Source organism: Candidatus Salinivivens marinus (genome assembly GCF_965655845.1).
GTDB classification, from domain to species: domain Bacteria; phylum Pseudomonadota; class Alphaproteobacteria; order Rhodobacterales; family Rhodobacteraceae; genus Salinivivens; species Salinivivens marinus.
The window spans coordinates 12,658-32,116 of the sequence record NZ_CBFHHX010000002.1; the positions used below are offsets into that span (position 1 = coordinate 12,658).

The following is a 19,459-nucleotide window of genomic DNA, read 5'->3' on the forward strand; positions in this document are numbered from 1 at the left end:
ATTTGTTATTAGGAACCAGCCACTGCGTGTGCGACAGCTTTGGAGTCTTTGTAAAGTTGCCTGAAAAGTTGATTTTTTTGTGTATGAAATGCTGAGTGCTGTGTTTTTATTGTAGATAGAGCAGGGTTCCATCTTGTTATATCGCTTTGCGAAACTGCACCTACTGCGATAGCAGCCAAAAACGCGTTCCCGTAGCTAGCTCCTGTACTTTTTTCAGATATCACTTGGTCAATCTTACTGAAATCAGAGGTTGCTTGCATCCAGATATTATTCTTAGTCCCGCCTCCAACAGCCATGACTTTTTTTGGTTTATGTCCAATGGCCTCATAGGTGTCAAATACATGTGCAGTACCCATTGCGATGCCTTCTAAGAAAGCTCTAAAAATATCTGCTCGATTATGAGTTAAATCTAAACCAAAAATTGTACCTCTCGCTTTTGGATCATGTATTGGCGTTCTCTCTCCTGAGAAGTACGGTAAGACAATCAGCCCCTTTGCACCAGGTGGCGCTTCAGCCGCTTCAGCTGCTAGTATTTCAAAAGCTTTGTCTTTCGGTATCTCTTTTGCAAAATTGTCTCTAAACCAGTGGGTTAGGGTACCTGATGTTGCTAGGCCTGCCATGGAACCGTGCAAGCCTTTGAAAAGCCAAGGTGCGTACCATAAACGCTCATCTATTATTTTTTTATTGGTTACTTGGATCATAAAAATTGTGGATCCATACATCATCATCATATCACCGGCGCCACAAACGCCGACACTCACGGCTTCTGCTGCCGCATCAATTGTACCGACAGTCACTGGCGTTCCTGGTGCTAGACCGGTTTCATCAGCTGCTAACTTTGATACATAGCCAGCAATTTCAGTAGTCCACATAAGTTTTGGGAGTCGTTCAATCTCAATTATATTGCTAGTCAGTGCATCAGTCCATTTGAGGTTATTTATATCATACAACGGAGTAAAATTTGCTGCGGTGTAGTGGTCTATTACATTTTCGTTGGTCAGTTTTTGGACAAGATAGGAAGTCGAGGACAAGATTTTGCCAACTTTTTGGTAAATCTTAGGACAATTTTTTTTTAGCCAAAGAATTTTGGGGCCAACGGATTGTGAGGTTAAAGCATTACCACAGCTCTGCAGGATATTTTCTTTCCCTATTTCTTCATTTAACTCGTTAATTTCCTTTTCGGCTCTCGTATCGACGCCATACAGAACAGCATTCATTAATGGTTCACCCTGCGGTGAAACAGGTAGCATGCACGGACCAATTGCAGAAGTTGCTATACAGGAAATATTTTTAGGATTTATTTGTGAAGATTTAAGTATTGTTTTTGTTATTGTAACAAAATCGTTCCACCAATCTTCCTCAGGTCTATGTTCTGCCCATCCCGGCTCCGGAATTAACATTTTGTGAGGATGATTTGCGCTGGCGAGAACAAATCCGTCTTTATCAGTTAAAACGCCCTTTGACTCATATGTTCCTATATCAATCCCTAAAAAATATTGCATGGGTGGATATTAACTCCGTATCAATGAAAACTCGCTAGTTATATTGGACAAGGCAGTTTCTAATAAAACCTCTAATGAAACGAGATCATTTATATTACATATTTCTAAGCTTGAATGGCTATTACGCATAGGAAAGCCCATGTCTATTGATGCAACACCGTTTCCCAATTGCTGGATATATGATAAGTCTGTTAAAACTCCTACCTGAGCGCTACGCTGTAGCTTTATATTTTTTAGATCCGCACTTTGCTCCATCAGATCCACTAGACTTGGGTGAGGAATGACCCCATTCAGTGTTCCCCGTCCATGAAAAGAAAATAATGACATACCTGGACCCTTTCCTAGTTCCATTTCGCCATAGTCGTGCGTTTCTGGAGTATCGGTCGCCAGCATCAAATCAATTTGAATAGCAATATCTGGTTTGACCTGATGAGCTGCGCTCATTGCGCCCCTGAGGTTAAATTCTTCCTGTACTGAAAATACAATGTGAACTGTTGGACCATTTTTTCTTTTCTTAAGATGCCGCGCTAACTCTAAAAGAACAGCGCAGCCGGCTCGGTCATCGATCGATGTTCCAGCGATGCAGTCATTTTTCACTTCAAGGGATTGCGGTTTATATACTACAGGCGAACCAATTTTTATACCGTACTGTTCCACTTCAAGTTTGCTTCTTAAACCAGTATCAATACTAATCTCGGATGCTTTTGGAACAATATACTTTTCATTGGGCTCAGTAATGTGATGGCTTTTATTGTAGATTATACCCTCAAGGTAAGGCTTGTGTTTAGAGTAAAGAATGACTGATTGTGATAAAAGGGCTCGTTCTGGCACTCCTCCCATGCGAACAACTTTTATAATACCATCATCATTAATTTTGCGTACAACAAACCCTAGTTGATCCATATGTGCAAATACCATTACGGATGGACCTGCATCCCCTTTGAAGGTAGATATGAGATTTCCTAGGCGATCGGACGCGCATTGTATGTCTTCAGTCTTTAGCTTTTTTCTTATTTCAGCACGAATAAGATCTTCATGGCCAGACAGTCCCGGTACCATCATCAACTCCATCAAATCTGATTTTATACGTGCTTTCATCTTATTTTTTTAACCAATTCCATGAATGATTTGGCACGATCGGGGTCAACAGGGTTCCAGGTATTACCATCAACTTTCAAAGCCGATCCGATAATACATCCATCTGCAATATCGAAAACTTGTTCTACTGTTTCGTGGGTCACGCCTGTATTTGCCAATACGGGCGTTTCAGGTAAAACTTTTTTCACACTTTCTAGGTCTTCTAATTTAGCGGCCTCGCCCGTAATCGCACCTGATACCAATACAGCATCAGGTATAGATGAAAAGACTGCACTTCGTGCCCTATCTGGCAGAGGCCTGCGATCAAGACTATCGGCAAATTCAGCGGATACATTAAAAAGAGTCAGTACATCATCTATCCCAAGGCGTTTCTTATACCTAAGTGCTTGCCCTGCATTTGGAGCCCAGAACCCCATATCTGATGCATAGGTACCGGTGAATATTTCACGGACGAAGGCTGCTCCAGTTGCGGCAGCAAGAGCAATTGTTGCCATCGGATCCCACAAAACATTAACGCCAAATGGTATTTTAATCTCTCTTTTGAGGGATCCAATTACATATGCCATTGTCGCCGTTGATGCGGCATCTACCGTCAACTCATACGGCCGATCATTTTCATTGCCAAACATTACTGCATCAACACCAGCATTTTGTAATGCAGTAAGGTCTTTATGTGCATTTTTTACAATGCCCTCTAACCCGTCATCTTCTTCATAAAGTGGTGTGCCGGGTAAAGCTCCAAGATGGACCATTGCGATCACAGGCTTTTTGTTTCTGAGGATGCTTTCAAAATTTTTCAATTCAAACCTCTGGTTTTTTATATTTGGAACAGCTTACCGTTAATTAAATTTCTACCCAAGGATATTTTATGGAATTGGTTAATAAAATAGTTATTATTAAAAAAATTTTTTTACATTAAGTTAAAAAAGTTATGATTTAACGTGGGAGAGTAAATGAAAATTGATGCTCATCAACATTTTTGGAATCCAGCCAGGGGAGATTATGGCTGGATGCCTGAGGATAATAAAATTCTCTATAGAACTTATTTACAACATGATCTGGAGCCGTATTTAAAAAAACTTGGTATTGATAAGACAATATTGGTCCAGGCAGCACCCAGTATTGAAGAAACCGAGTATCTTTTAGGAATAGCAGACTCTTCGACGGTCGTTGCGGGTGTTGTGGGATGGGTAAATTTTGAAAAAGCTACCGATTATTCTCAATTAGAGCGTCTGTCAAAGCATCCAAAATTTGTGGGGGTACGTCCAATGGTTCAGGATATACCTGATGAGACTTGGGTTCTAAGGGATGATATTCAATGGGCGTTTGCTGCCATCAAAGAAATGGATCTAACGTTTGACGCTTTAGGATTTCCAAAGCATCTTGAGAATTTTAGAAAATGTTTGCTTAAGCACAAAGATATGAGAACTGTTATTGATCATTTTATGAAGCCAAGAATAGAAAATCATTCACAAGATAATTTTAATTTTTGGGCGGATGGTATTTCGGCATTAGCTGAAGATACACCTGCATATATAAAATTCTCAGGTTTAATTACTGAAGCATCTGAAGATTGGATCATCGATGATCTGCGACCATATGTTGAGCATATTTTAATGAAATTTGGAGCAAATAGAATTTTGTGGGGCTCAGATTGGCCAGTATGTCGATTGCGTGCGGAGTACGATGCGTGGCACGGTACAGCCTCTGAGCTTACAGCTCATCTCTCAAGTGATAACAAAGCTAATGTATTTGGGAAAAATGCTATCAAGGCATACAAGTTATTGGTTTAAGGAAAACATATATTCTATATCAGCTTGTAAAATTTTCTCACGCTGATCGATTGGTGTTTTTACGTGCAATGCTGATGAAGCTTGTGCGTATTGTGCAGCAACACTGATTGGCTCACCTTTGCAAATAAATGCTGCAAGTGTTCCTACAAAGCTATCTCCTGCTCCATGCGTTGATAGCACATCCACTTTTATTCCAGGTTCAGAAAAAATTTCTCCATTTTTAGATATACCCGTATAGCCGTCAGCGCCTAAAGTTATAATTACCTCTTTAGGACCTAAATTTTGTAACTTCTGAAGAGCATCGAAGTTGTTAAATATACTGGATTCCTCGTTTATAAGCATTTTTGCTTCCAATTGATTGACAATTAATAAGTCTATTCGCTCAAAAAAATCTTTGTTAGGGGTTAACGCCGGAGCGGCATTAAAGATAACGAATGTAGATTCTGGAACTTTTTTTACAATGTCAAAATTTGCATTAGTGTTTATTTCATTTTGCAAAACAAGGACGGATAAATCATCTGGGAGGGCGATCTCCGATAAATCAATTGTTTGATTTACACCTGATACTACTACTGCAGAATAGATACCATCATAACCAATCAATGCAACGCTCATGCCGGTAGCTTCATCCACCATTTTAAGTCCGTCTAAATTTATATTCTGGTTCGAGAGAGTATCGTAGATTTGTTTGCCAAAATTGTCGGTTCCAATCCGCCCTGCCATAAAAACCTGAACATCTATTTTGGCAGCAGCTAGTGCCTGATTGCCTCCTTTGCCTCCAAATCTATATGAAACTTTATCACCAAGTAACGTTTCCTCCGGTTTTGGAAGCCTTGAGGAGTGTACAATAACATCCAGGTGCAAAGATCCTAACACAAGTATTTTGCCAGCCATCTAATTTTTATTTCCGTATAGTTCTAGTGCTATTAATCTTTGAGAGATTGTGGCGTCTTGTCTTTCTATTGCGCGGTTTAATTCAGTGTTTTGGTATAAATTGTTCGCTATTTTTTTTAATCGATTAACAATTAAAATATTCGTATTTGATTCTTCTATTGGATTTAAGCCGGAATGATCTGGAAATGTATCGAAGTAAATAACACCCTCGTAATTTAGTTTTTTCAATTGAATAAAAAGTTCAACCGTGGCGATTGGGTTGATCGTTCCGGCCATCAAACCATCATCTCGCTTTCCATATCCATCATTCAAATGAATCCCAAATATTTTTGAATAACGATTTGCCAAAAATGCTGAGAAAGCAGGCATTTCACCTGCGTATAATATATGGGCAAAGTCTATAGTTACGCCAATATTATCTGCTCTTACCTCTCTGATTGCGAGTAAAGTTGTAGCCATATTAGGAAGAAGAGCATTAGCTCTGGGTTCATTTGGTTTATATTCAATAGCAACTTTGCAAGTTGGATCATGAGCACTGACTTGATCAAGTGCATCCAGTGTATTTTCCCACATCGAGGAGTAGTCAGCTTGCATTGGGTAGTCAAACCCGTCCTGACCCATCCACAAAGTCATTACATCGCCACTCATGCGTTTTACAGTATCAATTCCTCTTTTAGTTAAGTCTATAGCTTTTTGTCTTATTAATTTGTCGGGATTTGTAAACGCTCCAAGGGCAAAAGCAGGCTCAGAGTAATAGCGCATTGCCAAACCATTTAATTTTAGCCCGTTATCATTAAGTGCTTTTATAATGTCTTTTTCTTCGGTTGACGAAATATGGTCTGGAAAATTTAAGTCTGCTGCATCCATCCCATCAACGAGCCCGGCGGCTTCAATCATCCCCAGTATGCCTCGATTGTTCGCCAATGACTTAAAGGCGTTTAGTCTTGCAGCGTATTTGGGGGATGTTTTTGGATGGTTCACTAAAATGCCTCAGCTATTTTCAAAAAGATGCGGATGTTTTTTTTCAAGGGGTGTTAGCAACAAGATAAGTTGGTTTAAATGGGTTCGCATCTTTTCCCTAGCAAGTGCAACATCGTTTTTTTCTAAGGCTTTAATTACAGCTCTATGTTCTTGAAATGCTTTTTTTAGTCTACCGTGGACTGGTAACAATAGCTGACGTGCTCTATCGACTTGAACCCACCCAGTCTTTGTCACTTTTGCTAGATTTTTATACCCCGTAAAATCCATAATCATACTATGCATTTCGGCATCCAATTGATAAAAACCTTGATAATCATCGGTTTCAGCCAAGACTTTCTGCAATTTTAGGTTTCTATTTAGATCTATAAGTTGCTTCTCTGATATGTTGGAGGCAAGGATTTCAATACATGCTAATTCTATAGCTTCTCTCAAAAAGGCCCCTTCTTTTATATCCTGCAGTGAAAATTTTGAAACAAATGTTCCCGACTGCGGAACAACCTCAACCAAACCTTCGTTTCTAAGCTTTGCCAAAGCCTCTGAGACAGGGGAACGCGATACCCCTAAAGTATTGCAAATATCATGTTTGCGAATTATTTCGCCAGGCAAAAAATTGAGCTCCATTATTGCTTCGCGAATGGCTAGAAAGGTTCTGTCTGTAAGTGATCCTTGGAAATTATCCAAGGTACGTATTTTTAGTGTCAGTGTCATTAACTTTAATACTTAGCTATTGCAATCATCTAAGGATAGTAGATAATACTAACATGTTAGTATAACTACTATCTAACTGGCAACAGCTACTGTAGTTACAGCCGAAAGTATCCAAAGTGCATAAACCGCATTCAACAATTGTTTTAGGTGATAAAGACAACGTCGCAATTGCATTAACAGCGATCTTAAAGGATGATTTGATAGACGAGTTAGGTCTAACCGCTAAGACAGATATTCCAAAAGGACATAAAGTTGCAAAACGAGCAATAGCTCGTGGAGATGCTGTTTTTAAGTATGGCCAAATAATAGGTAGGTCAACAACAGCTATTTTAGCTGGAGAGCATGTGCATACACACAATATCGAATTTACTGATCATAAAACAGGATATCAATTTGCTACTGAGACTCAAAATAAATTCAATGTTGAGGTTAATGCTGAGTTTTTAGGCTATCACCGAGATGATGGCAAAGTAGGCACACGCAACTATATCGGGATTCTGACTTCTGTTAATTGTTCGGGAAGTGTAGCTAAATTTGTTGCAGAGGAAGCTGAAAAAAGTGGGTTACTAAAGCGCTATAAAAATATCGATGGGATTGTTCCAATTGTTCATGGTAGCGGGTGTGGGATGGCTAATTCTGGCGAAGGTTATGAATTATTATTTCGAACACTTTCAGGGTACGCAAGAAACCCCAACTTTGCAGCCATTTTACTCATTGGCCTGGGTTGTGAGGTTATGCAGATTGCCGATCTAGTTGGTAAAAGCAGGTTACAGAGCGAGGACAGTTTCCGCTACATGACAATTCAGAATGAGGGTGGGACTTCTAGGACAATTGAGCGGGGCATAAGCATTTTAACAGAATTATTAGAATGTGCGGACCAGTCCACCAGACAACCGACATCAGTTTCGAAACTCACAGTTGGCTTGCAATGTGGAGGATCTGACGGTTATTCGGGAATAACTGCCAATCCTGCATTAGGTGTAGCCTCTGATATTCTTGTTCAAAATGGCGGTATTTCTATATTGTCTGAAACTCCTGAAATTTATGGTGCTGAGCATCTTTTAACTCGTAGAGCATTAACGGAAGAAATTGGGAAAAAATTATTAGATAGGATTAGCTGGTGGGAAGACTACACAGCCAGAAATGGTGGTGAAATGAATAATAATCCATCTCCAGGCAACAAGCGGGGTGGTTTGACCACTATCCTTGAAAAGTCGCTTGGTGCGGTGGCCAAAGGCGGTGTTGCACCATTGGCGGGTGTTTTTGAATATGGAGAAAAAATTACTACTCAGGGGTTTGTGTATATGGATAGCCCTGGATATGATCCATGTTCAGTCACAGGGCAAATAGCGTCGGGGGCAAATATAATTGTCTTCACAACGGGACGAGGATCAGTTTCAGGTTACAAGCCGTCTCCTTGCATAAAACTATCAACCAATACAAGTATGTATCGTCGAATGTCCGGTGATATAGATTTAGATTGTGGAGACATAATCGAAGGTGGAGTTACCCTTGAAGAAAAAGGCAAACAAATATTTGATCAAATAGTTAGCGTTGCGTCCGGTCATAGAACTAAAAGTGAAAAGCTTGGGTTTGGTGGTTCGGAATTCGTACCGTGGCAAATTGGTGCGGTTATGTAATGTTTTATAATTCGGGAGCAATTTATGAGGCTTAAGGGAAAGACAGCTGTGATAACTGCGGCTGGAGCTGGTATCGGAAGGGCAACTGCAGTTGCTTTTGCAGAACAAGGGGCTCGCGTCATCGCTACTGATATAAATACTAATTCATTTGCAGAATTACAGAAGCTAGGAATAGAAACTTCACAGTTAGATGTTTTAGATAGTAGCACTTTAAACAGCTTTGCCGAAAGATATGCTAGCGTTGATATTTTGTTTAACTGTGCCGGCTATGTTCATCACGGGTCTATACTAGATTGTGATGAGGCGGCCTATGATTTTTCGATGAACTTAAATGTTAAAGGAAACTATCAAGTTACAAAGGCATTTTTGCCAAATATGCTGAAACGTGAAAACACCAGCATAATATTTGTCGCCTCAGCCGTTTCTTCACTGATCGCAGCACCAAATCGTTTTATTTATGGCGCATCAAAAGCAGCAGTGATTGGAATGATGAAATCAATTGCGGCTGATTTTATAACTCAGGGCTTAAGGGCTAATGCGATATGTCCAGGTACAGTAGAATCTCCTAGCTGGCATGAAAGGGTAAGATCTCGAGCAACTAATGAAAAAGAGATAGAAGATGTGAGAAAAGCTTTTGTTGATCGGCAGCCTATGGGTAGAATAGGTCAGCCAAATGAAATTGCAGAGTTGGCAATTTATCTTGCATCGAATGAGAGTTCTTTTGTGACCGGGCAAGCGATTTCGATTGATGGCGGATGGACAAATACTTAACATTTTGGAAATTTTAACGGATTAATGATACAAAATATTCCCAAAAGAAATATTGGTCAGACAAATGTTCAAATAAGTGAATTGGGTCTTGGCTGTGCTCCATTAGGTGGGAATTTGGTCGATCTCAGCCGGGAAGAAGCTGCCGCCCTCATTCATGCCGCTATGGAAAATGGTATAGAATATTTTGATACGGCTCCTTGGTATGGTTTTGGTAGATCAGAACGTGTTGTTGGTGACTGTATTAGGGGCTTTAATTATATTTTATCTGACAAAGTTGGAAGATTACTTGCGCCTGGAGCTGTGAGTGACCCGTCAAATTATGGGATGGTCGATCCTCTTCCGTTCAATGTAAAGTATGATTATAGTTATGATGGAATTATCAGAGCTTACGAGGATAATCTTCAAAGGCTTGGCCTCGATAGAATTGATATCCTGCTAGTCCATGATATCGGTGTTTTTCAACATGGCGAACAAAATGAAAGTTATTTTCGTGATTTGGCTCAATCAGGATATAGGGCTTTAATTGAATTGAAAGATGCCGGTCTTGTTTCGGCTATTGGTTTAGGAGTCAATGAAAATCAGATCTGTTTGGATGTAATGAACATCGGTCATTGGGATGTATTTCTATTGGCAGGTAGATATACCTTATTGGAACAAACCGCTTTGGTTGAACTATTTCCGAAGTGTGCTCAGCAAGGAACGAGTATAATTTGTGGTGGCCCGTTCAATTCTGGGGTTTTAGTTGGCAGGGAAACCTGGAACTACTCAAAGGCGCCAAAAAAAGTAATTAAAAAAGCAGCAATATTGAATGAAATTGCCCAAGCACATTCAATTCCACTCGGTGCCGCTGCAATCCAATTTCCTCTGGCGAATAACATAATTTCTTCAGTAATACCGGGTCCAAGAACGAAAAGTGAATTACTACAAATCTTGGACTGGTATCAGACAAAAATTCCTAACGAGTTTTGGTCCTCTGTGAGGGACAGTGGTTTAATCGAGGAACAAGCCCCAGTTCCTAATCTGATCTAATATTTGTATTATTCGAATTTAACTTTTTGAGTTTGCTGGCCAAGCCCATCAACGTGAAGAGTCATTACGTCTCCATCTTTAAGAAAAATAGGATTTGGTTTCATTCCCATACCAACACCGGGCGGTGTTCCAGTTGAGATAATATCACCTGGGTATAGTGTAAAAAGTTGAGATAGGTGGGAAACAATTTGTTTTACATTGAAAATCATTGTTTTCGTATTACCAGTTTGCATGCGTTGCCCGTTAACATCTAGCCACATATCTAGATTTTGAGGGTCGCCAATTTCGTCTTTCGTTACCATCCATGGACCAATGGGGCCAAACGTATCGCATGATTTTCCTTTGGTCCATTGACCTGAAAGTTTGCTTTGAAATTTGCGCTCTGTAACGTCATTAACCAAACAGTATCCTGCAACATAATCTAACGCATTATTCTCATCTACGTATTTAGCGGCTTTTCCAATTACCACACCCAATTCAACTTCCCAATCAGTATATTTTGAACCTCTAGGTGGTATAATGTCGTCGTTTGGGCCATTAATTGCGGAATTGGCTTTCATAAACAAGATAGGGTGTTCTGGTATATCGGCACCTGTCTCTTCTGCGTGATCAGCGTAGTTCAAGCCAATACACATAAGCTTACCTACTTGGCCAACGCAAGGTCCCAGTCTCGTATCAGCGCTAACGAGAGGTAATGTTGCAGGATCAAGGGCTTTCAGATCCGCAAGCTTGTCTTCATCCAATACTGCACCTGTGATATCATCAACTACTGCAGACAGATCTCTGATATCCCCTTCACTATCCATCAGTCCGGGTTTTTCAAAGCCTGTATCACCGTATCTTAAAAGTTTCATTTCATCCTCAAAAGTTAAGCAGACAATTAAACATAGCCTTATACATTAAACATTAAATACTAAAGGATATATTTTTGATTTTTGTAAGGAATTTATGGCTGGAAAGTTCATTAGCCAGGTTTATATTCGCGAGCTGCCTCTACATCATGAGTAGTATAAGGGAGTTGATTAATTTCGTCCCACGCCTCATTCGGGATAATAAATTTTGATAACTCAATCGTATCAATAACCCTTTTGGGTTTCGTTACGCCAACAAGAGTAGAGCTAATCCTCTTATCATTCAGTGAAAATTGTAGTGCGGCGGCCGGTAATGGGATATTGTATTTGCGGCAAATTTTTTCTAGTTCTTTTACAGGCTCGAGTTCCTTATCAGTCGCTTCTGAATATGCGATTAGCCGGCTTCTTTCAGTTCCTTTTGCTAAAACACCACTCGCGTAGGGTGCTGCATTGATGATGCTGATGTTATTTGTATAAGCATAGTTGTACAGTTCATCTGCATTTCTATTTAGAATGGTGAAACGGTTATGATTAATAATAGCATCGAAGGGCCAATCTTTAATTATTTCAAGCATTAAATCTGTCTTGCCCATTGCTAAACCAACCGTTTCGGCTAGGCCTTCTTCTTTCATCTTGAATAGTTCGGTCAAAGAGCCATGTTGGCTGGTGATTTCCGTAATGTCTCTACAATGTTCTGGATCGTGGAGATGTAGCAATCCAATACTATCTACCTTCAATGCATCCAGGCTTTCTTCAATGGACTTGCGTGCTCTTGTTGCATCAAACTTTTGTGTTTTCATGTCACGGTCTAATTTTGTAGAGATTACAAAGCCATCTGGCAAACCGCCCCGTTCTTGGATTACCTGGCCTATTCTTTTTTCGGCATTCCCGAACCCATAATTCCTAGAGGTATCAATCAGGTTGCACTCACTTTCAAAAATAGCATTTATAGTTTCTCTTGCTCGCCCCTCATCCACGCTATAACCATATGTGTCTGGCATGTCCCCCAAAGCTGAAGTCCCAAAGGAGAGCTTAGAAATTCGAATATTCGAATTTTTTATCCTACTTTTTTCCATTTAATTTCCTTTAGTCATTAGACAATTATTAAAAATTGAGTTTGACGAGTTTTATATTAACCCTCTAAATTTTCATAGCATTCTGGTGAAAAACGGGGCGTGCATAAGCAGTAGAACTCAAGGTCTTCGTGACCATCATTTGAAATCCTTTGAGAGGCGCCGGCCGGAATAATAATAGCATCACTTTGCTTTAACTCTGACTTTTCGCCGTCTATTTCCAAAATTCCCCAACCTTTTTTTATAATATATGTTTCCTCAGTAGCATTAAGTCGATGCAATTGTGTTGTCACGCCTGGCGGAACGCGAGCCACTGCAAGTGAACTTTTGGGATGCGCTGGGTCATTTAGAATTTCGAGGATAAAACAACGCTCTGATGTCCAGAACTCTGAAATTTTCTTGCTATCAATTATTTCTGGCATAACGAACTCCAGTTATCGGTTATTAATTACCAGCCTGAGACACTACTAATACCCCCATCAACTGTAATGCATGCACCTGTAATAAAACTTGATGCGTCACTTACAAGGAATAAGGTGGAATTGGCGATGTCGTCTCCTCTACACAATCTGCCAAGTGGTACCTTATCTAGCCAACTTTTTACTCCCTCAGGCCAATCTTGCTCAAGTCCAGGGCGATCCGTTAAACCGGGACATATGCTGTTAACTCTTATATTTTTTTTACCTAATTCTAGTGCAGAAGACATTGTTAAATTGAGTAAGCCGGCTTTTGTGGACGCATAATGGCTATGGTTTATTGCTGGGCGAATGGCTTCTATTGAACTAATATTAACAACCGATCCATTGTCAATTTTTTGCTTAGAAAACGCCTGTATTAGAAGTAATGGAGTTGCCAAATTTATTGTCAGCATTTCAGATACTTCTTTTTCAGTGATATTTTCTAAAGACGTAGTTGGTTGGATTGCTGCATTGTTTATAAGTATATCCACCTTAGGAACTTTTTCCAAAGTATGTCGCATTATTTCATTGCAAATTTCAGGTTTTCTTAAATCCCCCGTAACATACTTTGGTTTTGTCTTATTTAATTTTTTTAATTCATCAATCAAAGCATGCAGTTCTGGGCGATCATCCCTGCAGTGTAAAACGACTTCAGCACCTGCCTGTGTCAGGCGTTGTGCAATACTTCGCCCAATGCCTTGAGTTGCCCCGGTAATCAGCGCGTGACGTCCTTGTAAGTTTAATAAATTTTCGAATGCTGGAGTGTTCATGATCTTGTGATCTTTTTTACCAATTTTCTAGTAGCTCCGGAAGAATTTTAAGTATTTTCTGACCTGCAGTAGTAGCGTTCAAAAGCACATCTTCGATTGTATCTGGTTTCTGGTCAGGTCCTCCATCTGCCTTATTCGTTATAGCTGAAAGCCCAATAATCTGAAAACCAGCTTGTTTGGCTGCAATGACCTCCATTACAGTAGACATGCCGATGGCATCACCACCACTCTGTGCAAGAAACCTTCTTTCGGCAGAAGTTTCTAACGATGGGCCCGTTATCCCAATGTAAATACCCTTAGCAACTGCTATATCATATTTTTCAAAGAGCTGGCTGACGATATTTTGCAGATTTTTATCATATGGATCGGACATGTCAGGAAATCTCAAACCCAATCGATCATCGTGCGGACCAACCAACGGATTTGAGCCGGTCATATTGATATGATCTTGAATTATCATAACGTCACCTGGTTTAAATGACATGTTTAGGCCCCCTGCGGCATTTGTAACGAGAAATCGGGTCGCGCCAAGTTTTCTTATTACTCGAATGGGCATGGCTATTTGAGAAGGGGTCCAACCTTCATAAAGGTGAAATCGTCCTTGCATAATTGCAACGCGCTTACCGCCTATCTTTCCTATAATTAAATTACCTTCATGCGTAGGAGCCGTTGATACCGGGAAACCAGGTATTTCCTCATACGAAAAACGGAACTCTACTTCGACTTTGTTTGCGATAGATCCTAGGCCAGTTCCAAGCATTAACAAGCATTCTACCGGGTTACCAATTCTCGACAGTATTTGATTGGAGGCACTTTCAATAGTTGCAATCATTTCCTCAAGATTATCTAGCATTCCCTTACACCAAACTAGCAGCAATTTTTGGAGATAGTGCACGCACCTCTTCAATAACGTTGTTTATATCAAGGGTACAAATGACGCCATCCTTTACTACTTGTTTTCCTCCAATAAACACATCGCTAATATCTGACTTACACGCAGAATAAACTAGGTGGGTAATAGGATCAAAAACTGGAATGGCGTGAATTTTATTGATGTCAATGAATATAAAATCGGCTATTTTACCAACTTCTAAGCTACCTAGTTTGCCTTCTTTACCTAATGCTTTTGCCCCGTTAAGAGTCGCCATATGCAGTACCGTTTTGGCGTTCATAACTTTTGGGTCTAGTGTATTTCCCTTTGGCAGACTTGCGGCTAAACGCATTGTAAGCCACATATCAAGGTCATTACCGCTTATCGCTCCATCGGTTCCAAGTGTTAGAGTGACCCCCGCTTCAAACATCTTATCAATAGGTGCAATGCCTGAACCTAACTTTAAATTCGACATCGGATTATGTACGACAATACTCTCATTATCAGCAATTAATTGGATCTCAGTATCATCTACATGCACGCAATGAGCGAGAATAGCTTGCTGATCTAGTAATCCATGAGAGTGCAGATGCCTTATAACCGACTCTCCGTATCGCTCGTTGATATCAGACTGTTCTGTGAGGGTTTCGGCCGCATGTATATGATATAAACCATTGTATTTTGATGCAATTTTTTTTGCTTCTTTAAGGTGTTCAGGCGACACTGTATATGATCCGTGTGGCATCACTGCCGGGAAAACGGCTTCATTGCTATTGTAATCTTCAAAGAATTTTTCAGCCTCCTGTAAAAAATCCTCGTGAGATCTGTTCCCAATACCTGGATAATCGAAGAAGATACCTCCAGTAGAAATTCGCATTCCTAAGTCATTTGCAGCTTTTACTGCTTGGGTTGGGTACCAGAACATGTCCATTATACTCGTGACGCCAGCCAACAAATTCTCTGCAAATCCAAGCACAGAGCCGGTGTAAGTAGTTTCTGGTGTTAGAATAGCTTTCTCTGCAACCCATACTTTTTGAAGCCATGCTTCTAAAGATAGTTCTTCCACTAATCCCCGAAATAAACTATCTGCAGCATGGCAATGCATATTAATCAATCCAGGCATAACTATTTTATTTTGCGCATTTATCTTTTGTGATGCTGGTAATTGTTTGAAAGATTCTGCAACATTGCTTTCTACAGCTTGTATTTTGCCATCAGTAATTGCCATCGAGGCGTTCTCAAAAACGTTATGATTTTTGTCGCAAGTAACTAAATTTGCATTTTCAATTATCAGATCGTACATTTCTAATTCCTTGAGTATTGCTTTCAAATTTTAGTTTTCTGTAACACACAAAAATTAGGGCAGGAAGTAAGGCGAAGTAGGGCATCATTTCCTTACGATTTCTCATGATTTGGTTGAGACCTAAGTGAAAGGAATTTCGATCTAAAAGTCAAATTTTTTGCTGAAGAAATTAGTTATTTTTGCTGGCTTTAAAATAATAGCAATTTCAAGATGTAGCATAAATTAGTTGAAACTCAGGAAGAAGAAATACATGTTTAAATAGTGAACGATATTTAAATTTGCTGATTAAATTCTATTGAAAATACAATTGGGCTGAATAGAAATTTATATAAAAACGAGGTTTTTTTGGAAGTAAAGTTAACAGATTGTTATACACTGAGCGAAGGCAAGGCCCTTATGTCTGGCACTGAAGCCTTAGTGCGATTACTTCTTGAGCAATCTAGAATTGATCGTATGAATGGCCTTAGAACCAAGGGGCTGGTAAGTGGTTACCCTGGTTCTCCACTAGGTGGTTTGGACATTGCGCTTGGGAAAGCAAAGTCTTTTTTGGATGAAGAAGGAATTTATTTCCAACCTGCAGTTAATGAAGAACTTGCTGCTACTGCTTTATGGGGAAGTCAGCATATAAATTTATACGATAATCCTAGTGTCCAAGGTGTTTTTTCAATGTGGTATGGTAAAGGGCCAGGCTTGGATAGGGCAATGGATGCGCTTCGCCATGCTAACCAAGGGGGTGTCGCGCCACATGGTGGAATGTTAATAGCTGTGGGGGATGACCCAACAGGCAAATCGTCTACATTAGCGTACCAATCTGATCAGAATTTTCATTCACTTGGAATTCCATACTTTTTCCCCAAAAATGTTTCTGAGATTATTCCCATGGGGTTAGAGGCGTTTGCACTTTCACGATACTCCGGATGTTGTGTTGGTTTGAAAATTGTGGTGGATACTGCAGACAGTAATGCGGTCGTAGATATGTCTAGGTTACGTCCAAATTTTCCAAAAATGAAGCCTAACAAGCTCGTCCATGTAACCAAGCATGACCCAGCTGGTGCCCGGGAAAGTAAGCTTCATGAAATAAGACTGCCTGAAGTCCAGAAGTGGTGTGCAAAAAGTGAAAATGCTGTGCAAATCTACCTACCGGTGAAAAAAGGCAAAACAAGGCTTGGTATAATTGGCGTTGGAAAAATTGCTAACGAAATTAATGAGGCCTTAATTACTCTTTTACCTGACGGAGGTAAAAGCCAGACAGTGGCATTTACTGCTTTAAATATGCCATGGCCATTACCAGAGCAAAGTTTATCTGATATGCTGTCTATTGCTGAAGAAGTCTTAGTAATTGAGGAAAAACGCTCTTTTGTTGAAGACCAAATTGCTAAAATTTGTGTAAAAAAAGATCGTAATATGCTCCTTTCCGGGAAAACTAACCCATATGGAAAAAATTTATTACCATCTTATGGCGAACTATCACTTGAGAACATTATAAATGTAATTGCGGAAAGAGCATCCCATCATTCTATAGAGCTAAATCCTCTTAAAAAGATTTCAATAGTAAATAAATTGGATGAGATACCAGTTCGGCAACCCTATTATTGTGCTGGTTGCCCACATAATAGCAGTACCAAAGCATCTGATGGTGAAATTGTTGGGATGGGAATTGGGTGCCACTCAATATCTGGTTTCATTAACCCTGATACCATAACCAATTTTACGCAGATGGGTGGTGAGGGAGCATTTTGGATCGGTCGTGCACCATTCTCGGAGCGCTCGCATTCTTTTCAGAACATGGGTGATGGCACTTATGCTCACTCTGGATATTTAGGTGTCCGTGCGGCAGTTGCGGCTGGAGTAAATATAACATTCAAAATGTTAGTTAATGACGCCGTCGCTATGACTGGTGGGCAAAGTGCACAAGGTGGATCAAGCCCGTTTTCAATGACTGAACAGTTATTAGCGGAAGGTATTAAAAAAGTTGTGATTGTCTCCGATCAGCCAGATCAAATTCGTAAAAGCGCGCGTTGGCCTGCCTCCGTAGATTTCTTTCATAGGGACAAAATACTCAAAGTTCAGGATGAATTGTCTCAAATAAAAGGTGTTAGTGCACTGTTACATGTACAAACCTGCGCTACTGAACTTCGACGTCGTCGAAAGCGCAAAACTATACCTCAGCGGGCTGAGCGTGTGTATATTAATGCAGCCGTTTGTGAGGGTTGTGGTGATTGTGCAAAAAGTTCAAATTGCGTTGCTCTTAAACCTAAATTTGATGGCGAGGCATATAAACGGGTAATTGATCATTCAGTTTGTAATGATGATTATTCCTGTCTAGACGGTTTCTGTCCGAGTTTCGTTGCAGTAGTTCCAAGCGTAGGAGATGCTAGAAAAAAAATTAAATTACCAGAAAACGGTAAACTTCCAGATCCGGTTATTTTAGATAAAGAAATCACAAATATATATCTAGCGGGGATTGGTGGTACAGGCATTTCCACCTTGTCTGCAGTTTTAGTAATGGCCGCGCGTCTTGATGATATTTACGCTCAAGCTGTGAGCCAAACTGGACTGTCTCAAAAAAACGGTGCTGTTACCAGTCAAATCAGAATCACGAAATCTGAAGATCTCAGTTTACGGATGTCCCGAATTCCGGATGGTGAGGCTGACTTGCTTCTAGCTTGTGATGCAGTTGTGGGAGTGGCTGATAATTCTTTAAAGACTTTGAGTAAGAATAAATCTCAAGCAATAATTAATATTGATGTTGATCCCGTAGGTGTCGTTGGATTTGGCAATGGTACAACTGTCCCAGAAAAAGTCATTTTTTCAAGATTGGAAAAGTTTTTGGATAGCAAAAAATTCTCAACGTACAGTATACAGCAAATTTGTGAGAGTTTGATGGGAAATAAGGTTACTGCAAATGTTATGATGCTTGGCATTGCTTTGCAGAAGGGAATGATACCTATTTCGGTGGCATCAGTAGAAAAGGCTTTAACCTTAAATGGTGCATCGGTCCAAGATAACTTAATAGCCCTAAAATGGGGAAGATGGCTTGCGTATGATAAACAGTATGTTCTTGAAGTCTCTGGGCATAATAAAGTTAGCTCAATAAATACCGGACTAGAAAATGCAGGAATAGACGAGTTATTGAATGCTTTTTCAGAAAAGTTAATTTTATATCAAGACGCAAATTATGCAAAAAGTTATCGCAAGATTATGGATCCGATTACTGCCCAGTTTGGTGATAATATCATCTCTCAAAAAAGTGCGAAAGCATTATTTAGGGCAATGGCAATTAAAGATGAATACGAAGTTGCCCGCCTAATGCTTTCTCCAACTTTTGGGCAAACATTAAAATCAAAATTTGGCAACTCTCGCCCCTCGAGTTATTATTTAGCGCCTCCTTTTTTAAGTTTTTTGAAAGATGCTAATGGTTTTCCGAAAAAAGTTCGCTTTGGATCTTGGGTGCGTACTGTATTTTGGGTGCTGACTAAATTGAAGAGTTTGCGTGGAACTGCTTTTGATCCTTTTGCGCACAGTCGTGAGAGAAAATTAGAAGTCAGCTTTAGAGCTGCTTTAATTGCAAAACTCTCAAATCCAAAAAAACTGATGCAGATGCCAGAAAAATCGGAAGCCCAATTAGACGCTGCACTCAAAGTAAAAGGATACGGTCACGTTAAGCAAAAAAGTCTCGAAGCCGCAATTTTAGCACTCAATTAAATTGTCTCAGAT

17 protein-coding genes are annotated in these 19,459 nt (G+C 39.9%); 5 read left to right on the forward strand and 12 right to left on the reverse strand.

Annotated features, from left to right (window positions below):
* Positions 1 to 8: 8 nt before the first annotated feature.
* Genes ACTF5Q_RS02325 through ACTF5Q_RS02335 form a run of 3 tightly spaced genes read right to left on the reverse strand, consistent with a single transcriptional unit; the run spans position 9 to position 3,400 of the window.
* On the reverse strand, positions 9 to 1,502 hold the full coding sequence (locus ACTF5Q_RS02325; protein WP_438953093.1) for an FGGY-family carbohydrate kinase: 1,494 nt from the start codon (positions 1,500 to 1,502) through the stop codon (positions 9 to 11).
* Between the two features lie 9 nt (positions 1,503 to 1,511).
* The gene (locus ACTF5Q_RS02330; protein WP_438953094.1) at positions 1,512 to 2,600 is read right to left on the reverse strand and encodes a M42 family metallopeptidase; all 1,089 of its coding nucleotides are present in this window, start codon (positions 2,598 to 2,600) and stop codon (positions 1,512 to 1,514) included.
* Positions 2,597 to 3,400, reverse strand: a complete 804-nt coding sequence (locus tag ACTF5Q_RS02335; RefSeq protein ID WP_438953095.1) for a BtpA/SgcQ family protein — start codon at positions 3,398 to 3,400, stop codon at positions 2,597 to 2,599. The genes ACTF5Q_RS02330 and ACTF5Q_RS02335 overlap by 4 nt, the downstream gene beginning before the upstream one ends.
* 153 nt (positions 3,401 to 3,553) lie before the next feature.
* Here ACTF5Q_RS02335 and ACTF5Q_RS02340 point away from each other — a divergent pair, with 153 nt between their 5' ends.
* Positions 3,554 to 4,393, forward strand: coding sequence for an amidohydrolase family protein (locus ACTF5Q_RS02340; protein ID WP_438953096.1), 840 nt, complete (start codon positions 3,554 to 3,556; stop codon positions 4,391 to 4,393).
* Here ACTF5Q_RS02340 and ACTF5Q_RS02345 read toward each other — a convergent pair.
* The 3 genes from ACTF5Q_RS02345 to ACTF5Q_RS02355 are packed head-to-tail and all read right to left on the reverse strand — an operon-like array spanning position 4,382 to position 6,976.
* Positions 4,382 to 5,287, reverse strand: a complete 906-nt coding sequence (locus ACTF5Q_RS02345; protein WP_438953097.1) for a PfkB family carbohydrate kinase — start codon at positions 5,285 to 5,287, stop codon at positions 4,382 to 4,384. The genes ACTF5Q_RS02340 and ACTF5Q_RS02345 overlap by 12 nt on opposite strands.
* Complete coding sequence (locus ACTF5Q_RS02350) at positions 5,288 to 6,268, reverse strand: sugar phosphate isomerase/epimerase family protein (RefSeq protein WP_438953098.1); 981 nt, start codon at positions 6,266 to 6,268, stop codon at positions 5,288 to 5,290.
* Between the two features lie 9 nt (positions 6,269 to 6,277).
* Positions 6,278 to 6,976, reverse strand: a complete 699-nt coding sequence (locus ACTF5Q_RS02355; protein ID WP_438953099.1) for a GntR family transcriptional regulator — start codon at positions 6,974 to 6,976, stop codon at positions 6,278 to 6,280.
* A gap of 116 nt (positions 6,977 to 7,092) precedes the next feature.
* Between ACTF5Q_RS02355 and ACTF5Q_RS02360 the strand changes: the two genes are divergently transcribed.
* From ACTF5Q_RS02360 to ACTF5Q_RS02370, 3 genes are read left to right on the forward strand one after another with little or no spacing between them, the layout of a single operon-like run.
* Entirely contained in the window at positions 7,093 to 8,616 is a 1,524-nt protein-coding gene (locus ACTF5Q_RS02360; protein WP_438953100.1) for a UxaA family hydrolase, read from the forward strand.
* Between the two features lie 24 nt (positions 8,617 to 8,640).
* Positions 8,641 to 9,387, forward strand: coding sequence for an SDR family oxidoreductase (locus ACTF5Q_RS02365; RefSeq protein WP_438953101.1), 747 nt, complete (start codon positions 8,641 to 8,643; stop codon positions 9,385 to 9,387).
* 24 nt (positions 9,388 to 9,411) lie between these two features.
* Complete coding sequence (locus ACTF5Q_RS02370; protein ID WP_438953102.1) at positions 9,412 to 10,416, forward strand: aldo/keto reductase; 1,005 nt, start codon at positions 9,412 to 9,414, stop codon at positions 10,414 to 10,416.
* 8 nt (positions 10,417 to 10,424) lie between these two features.
* On the opposite strand, the gene ACTF5Q_RS02375 is transcribed toward ACTF5Q_RS02370, so the two are convergent.
* From ACTF5Q_RS02375 to ACTF5Q_RS02400, 6 genes are all read right to left on the reverse strand, one after another.
* The gene (locus ACTF5Q_RS02375) at positions 10,425 to 11,270 is read right to left on the reverse strand and encodes a fumarylacetoacetate hydrolase family protein (protein ID WP_438953103.1); all 846 of its coding nucleotides are present in this window, start codon (positions 11,268 to 11,270) and stop codon (positions 10,425 to 10,427) included.
* Between the two features lie 110 nt (positions 11,271 to 11,380).
* Positions 11,381 to 12,343 carry an aldo/keto reductase gene (locus tag ACTF5Q_RS02380; RefSeq protein WP_438953104.1) on the reverse strand — a complete coding sequence of 321 codons (963 nt, stop codon included), beginning with the start codon at positions 12,341 to 12,343 and terminating at the stop codon, positions 11,381 to 11,383.
* Positions 12,344 to 12,399: 56 nt separating this feature from the next.
* Positions 12,400 to 12,762, reverse strand: coding sequence for a cupin domain-containing protein (locus ACTF5Q_RS02385; RefSeq protein WP_438953105.1), 363 nt, complete (start codon positions 12,760 to 12,762; stop codon positions 12,400 to 12,402).
* A gap of 26 nt (positions 12,763 to 12,788) precedes the next feature.
* On the reverse strand, positions 12,789 to 13,568 hold the full coding sequence (locus ACTF5Q_RS02390; RefSeq protein ID WP_438953106.1) for an SDR family NAD(P)-dependent oxidoreductase: 780 nt from the start codon (positions 13,566 to 13,568) through the stop codon (positions 12,789 to 12,791).
* 16 nt (positions 13,569 to 13,584) lie between these two features.
* Positions 13,585 to 14,421: a purine-nucleoside phosphorylase gene (locus ACTF5Q_RS02395; protein ID WP_438953107.1), complete on the reverse strand. Its 837-nt coding sequence runs from the start codon at positions 14,419 to 14,421 to the stop codon at positions 13,585 to 13,587.
* A 4-nt stretch (positions 14,422 to 14,425) separates the two neighbouring features.
* Positions 14,426 to 15,742 carry an amidohydrolase family protein gene (locus ACTF5Q_RS02400; RefSeq protein WP_438953108.1) on the reverse strand — a complete coding sequence of 439 codons (1,317 nt, stop codon included), beginning with the start codon at positions 15,740 to 15,742 and terminating at the stop codon, positions 14,426 to 14,428.
* Between the two features lie 345 nt (positions 15,743 to 16,087).
* On the opposite strand from ACTF5Q_RS02400, the gene ACTF5Q_RS02405 reads away from it, so the two are divergent.
* Positions 16,088 to 19,447, forward strand: a complete 3,360-nt coding sequence (locus ACTF5Q_RS02405) for an indolepyruvate ferredoxin oxidoreductase family protein (RefSeq protein ID WP_438953109.1) — start codon at positions 16,088 to 16,090, stop codon at positions 19,445 to 19,447.
* Positions 19,448 to 19,459 lie beyond the last annotated feature (12 nt).

Excerpts from the sequence above, each read along its gene's own strand:
- ACTF5Q_RS02400 (WP_438953108.1), bottom strand. The coding sequence starts at position 15,742 with ATGTACGATCTGATAATTGAAAATGCAAATTTAGTTACTTGCGACAAA.
- ACTF5Q_RS02380 (WP_438953104.1), bottom strand. The coding sequence starts at position 12,343 with ATGGAAAAAAGTAGGATAAAAAATTCGAATATTCGAATTTCTAAGCTC.
- ACTF5Q_RS02325 (WP_438953093.1), bottom strand. The coding sequence starts at position 1,502 with ATGCAATATTTTTTAGGGATTGATATAGGAACATATGAGTCAAAGGGC.
- ACTF5Q_RS02355 (WP_438953099.1), bottom strand. The coding sequence starts at position 6,976 with ATGACACTGACACTAAAAATACGTACCTTGGATAATTTCCAAGGATCA.
- ACTF5Q_RS02395 (WP_438953107.1), bottom strand. The coding sequence starts at position 14,421 with ATGCTAGATAATCTTGAGGAAATGATTGCAACTATTGAAAGTGCCTCC.
- ACTF5Q_RS02375 (WP_438953103.1), bottom strand. The coding sequence starts at position 11,270 with ATGAAACTTTTAAGATACGGTGATACAGGCTTTGAAAAACCCGGACTG.
- ACTF5Q_RS02385 (WP_438953105.1), bottom strand. The coding sequence starts at position 12,762 with ATGCCAGAAATAATTGATAGCAAGAAAATTTCAGAGTTCTGGACATCA.
- ACTF5Q_RS02365 (WP_438953101.1), top strand. The coding sequence starts at position 8,641 with ATGAGGCTTAAGGGAAAGACAGCTGTGATAACTGCGGCTGGAGCTGGT.
- ACTF5Q_RS02390 (WP_438953106.1), bottom strand. The coding sequence starts at position 13,568 with ATGAACACTCCAGCATTCGAAAATTTATTAAACTTACAAGGACGTCAC.
- ACTF5Q_RS02330 (WP_438953094.1), bottom strand. The coding sequence starts at position 2,600 with ATGAAAGCACGTATAAAATCAGATTTGATGGAGTTGATGATGGTACCG.
- ACTF5Q_RS02370 (WP_438953102.1), top strand. The coding sequence starts at position 9,412 with ATGATACAAAATATTCCCAAAAGAAATATTGGTCAGACAAATGTTCAA.
- ACTF5Q_RS02340 (WP_438953096.1), top strand. The coding sequence starts at position 3,554 with ATGAAAATTGATGCTCATCAACATTTTTGGAATCCAGCCAGGGGAGAT.
- ACTF5Q_RS02345 (WP_438953097.1), bottom strand. The coding sequence starts at position 5,287 with ATGGCTGGCAAAATACTTGTGTTAGGATCTTTGCACCTGGATGTTATT.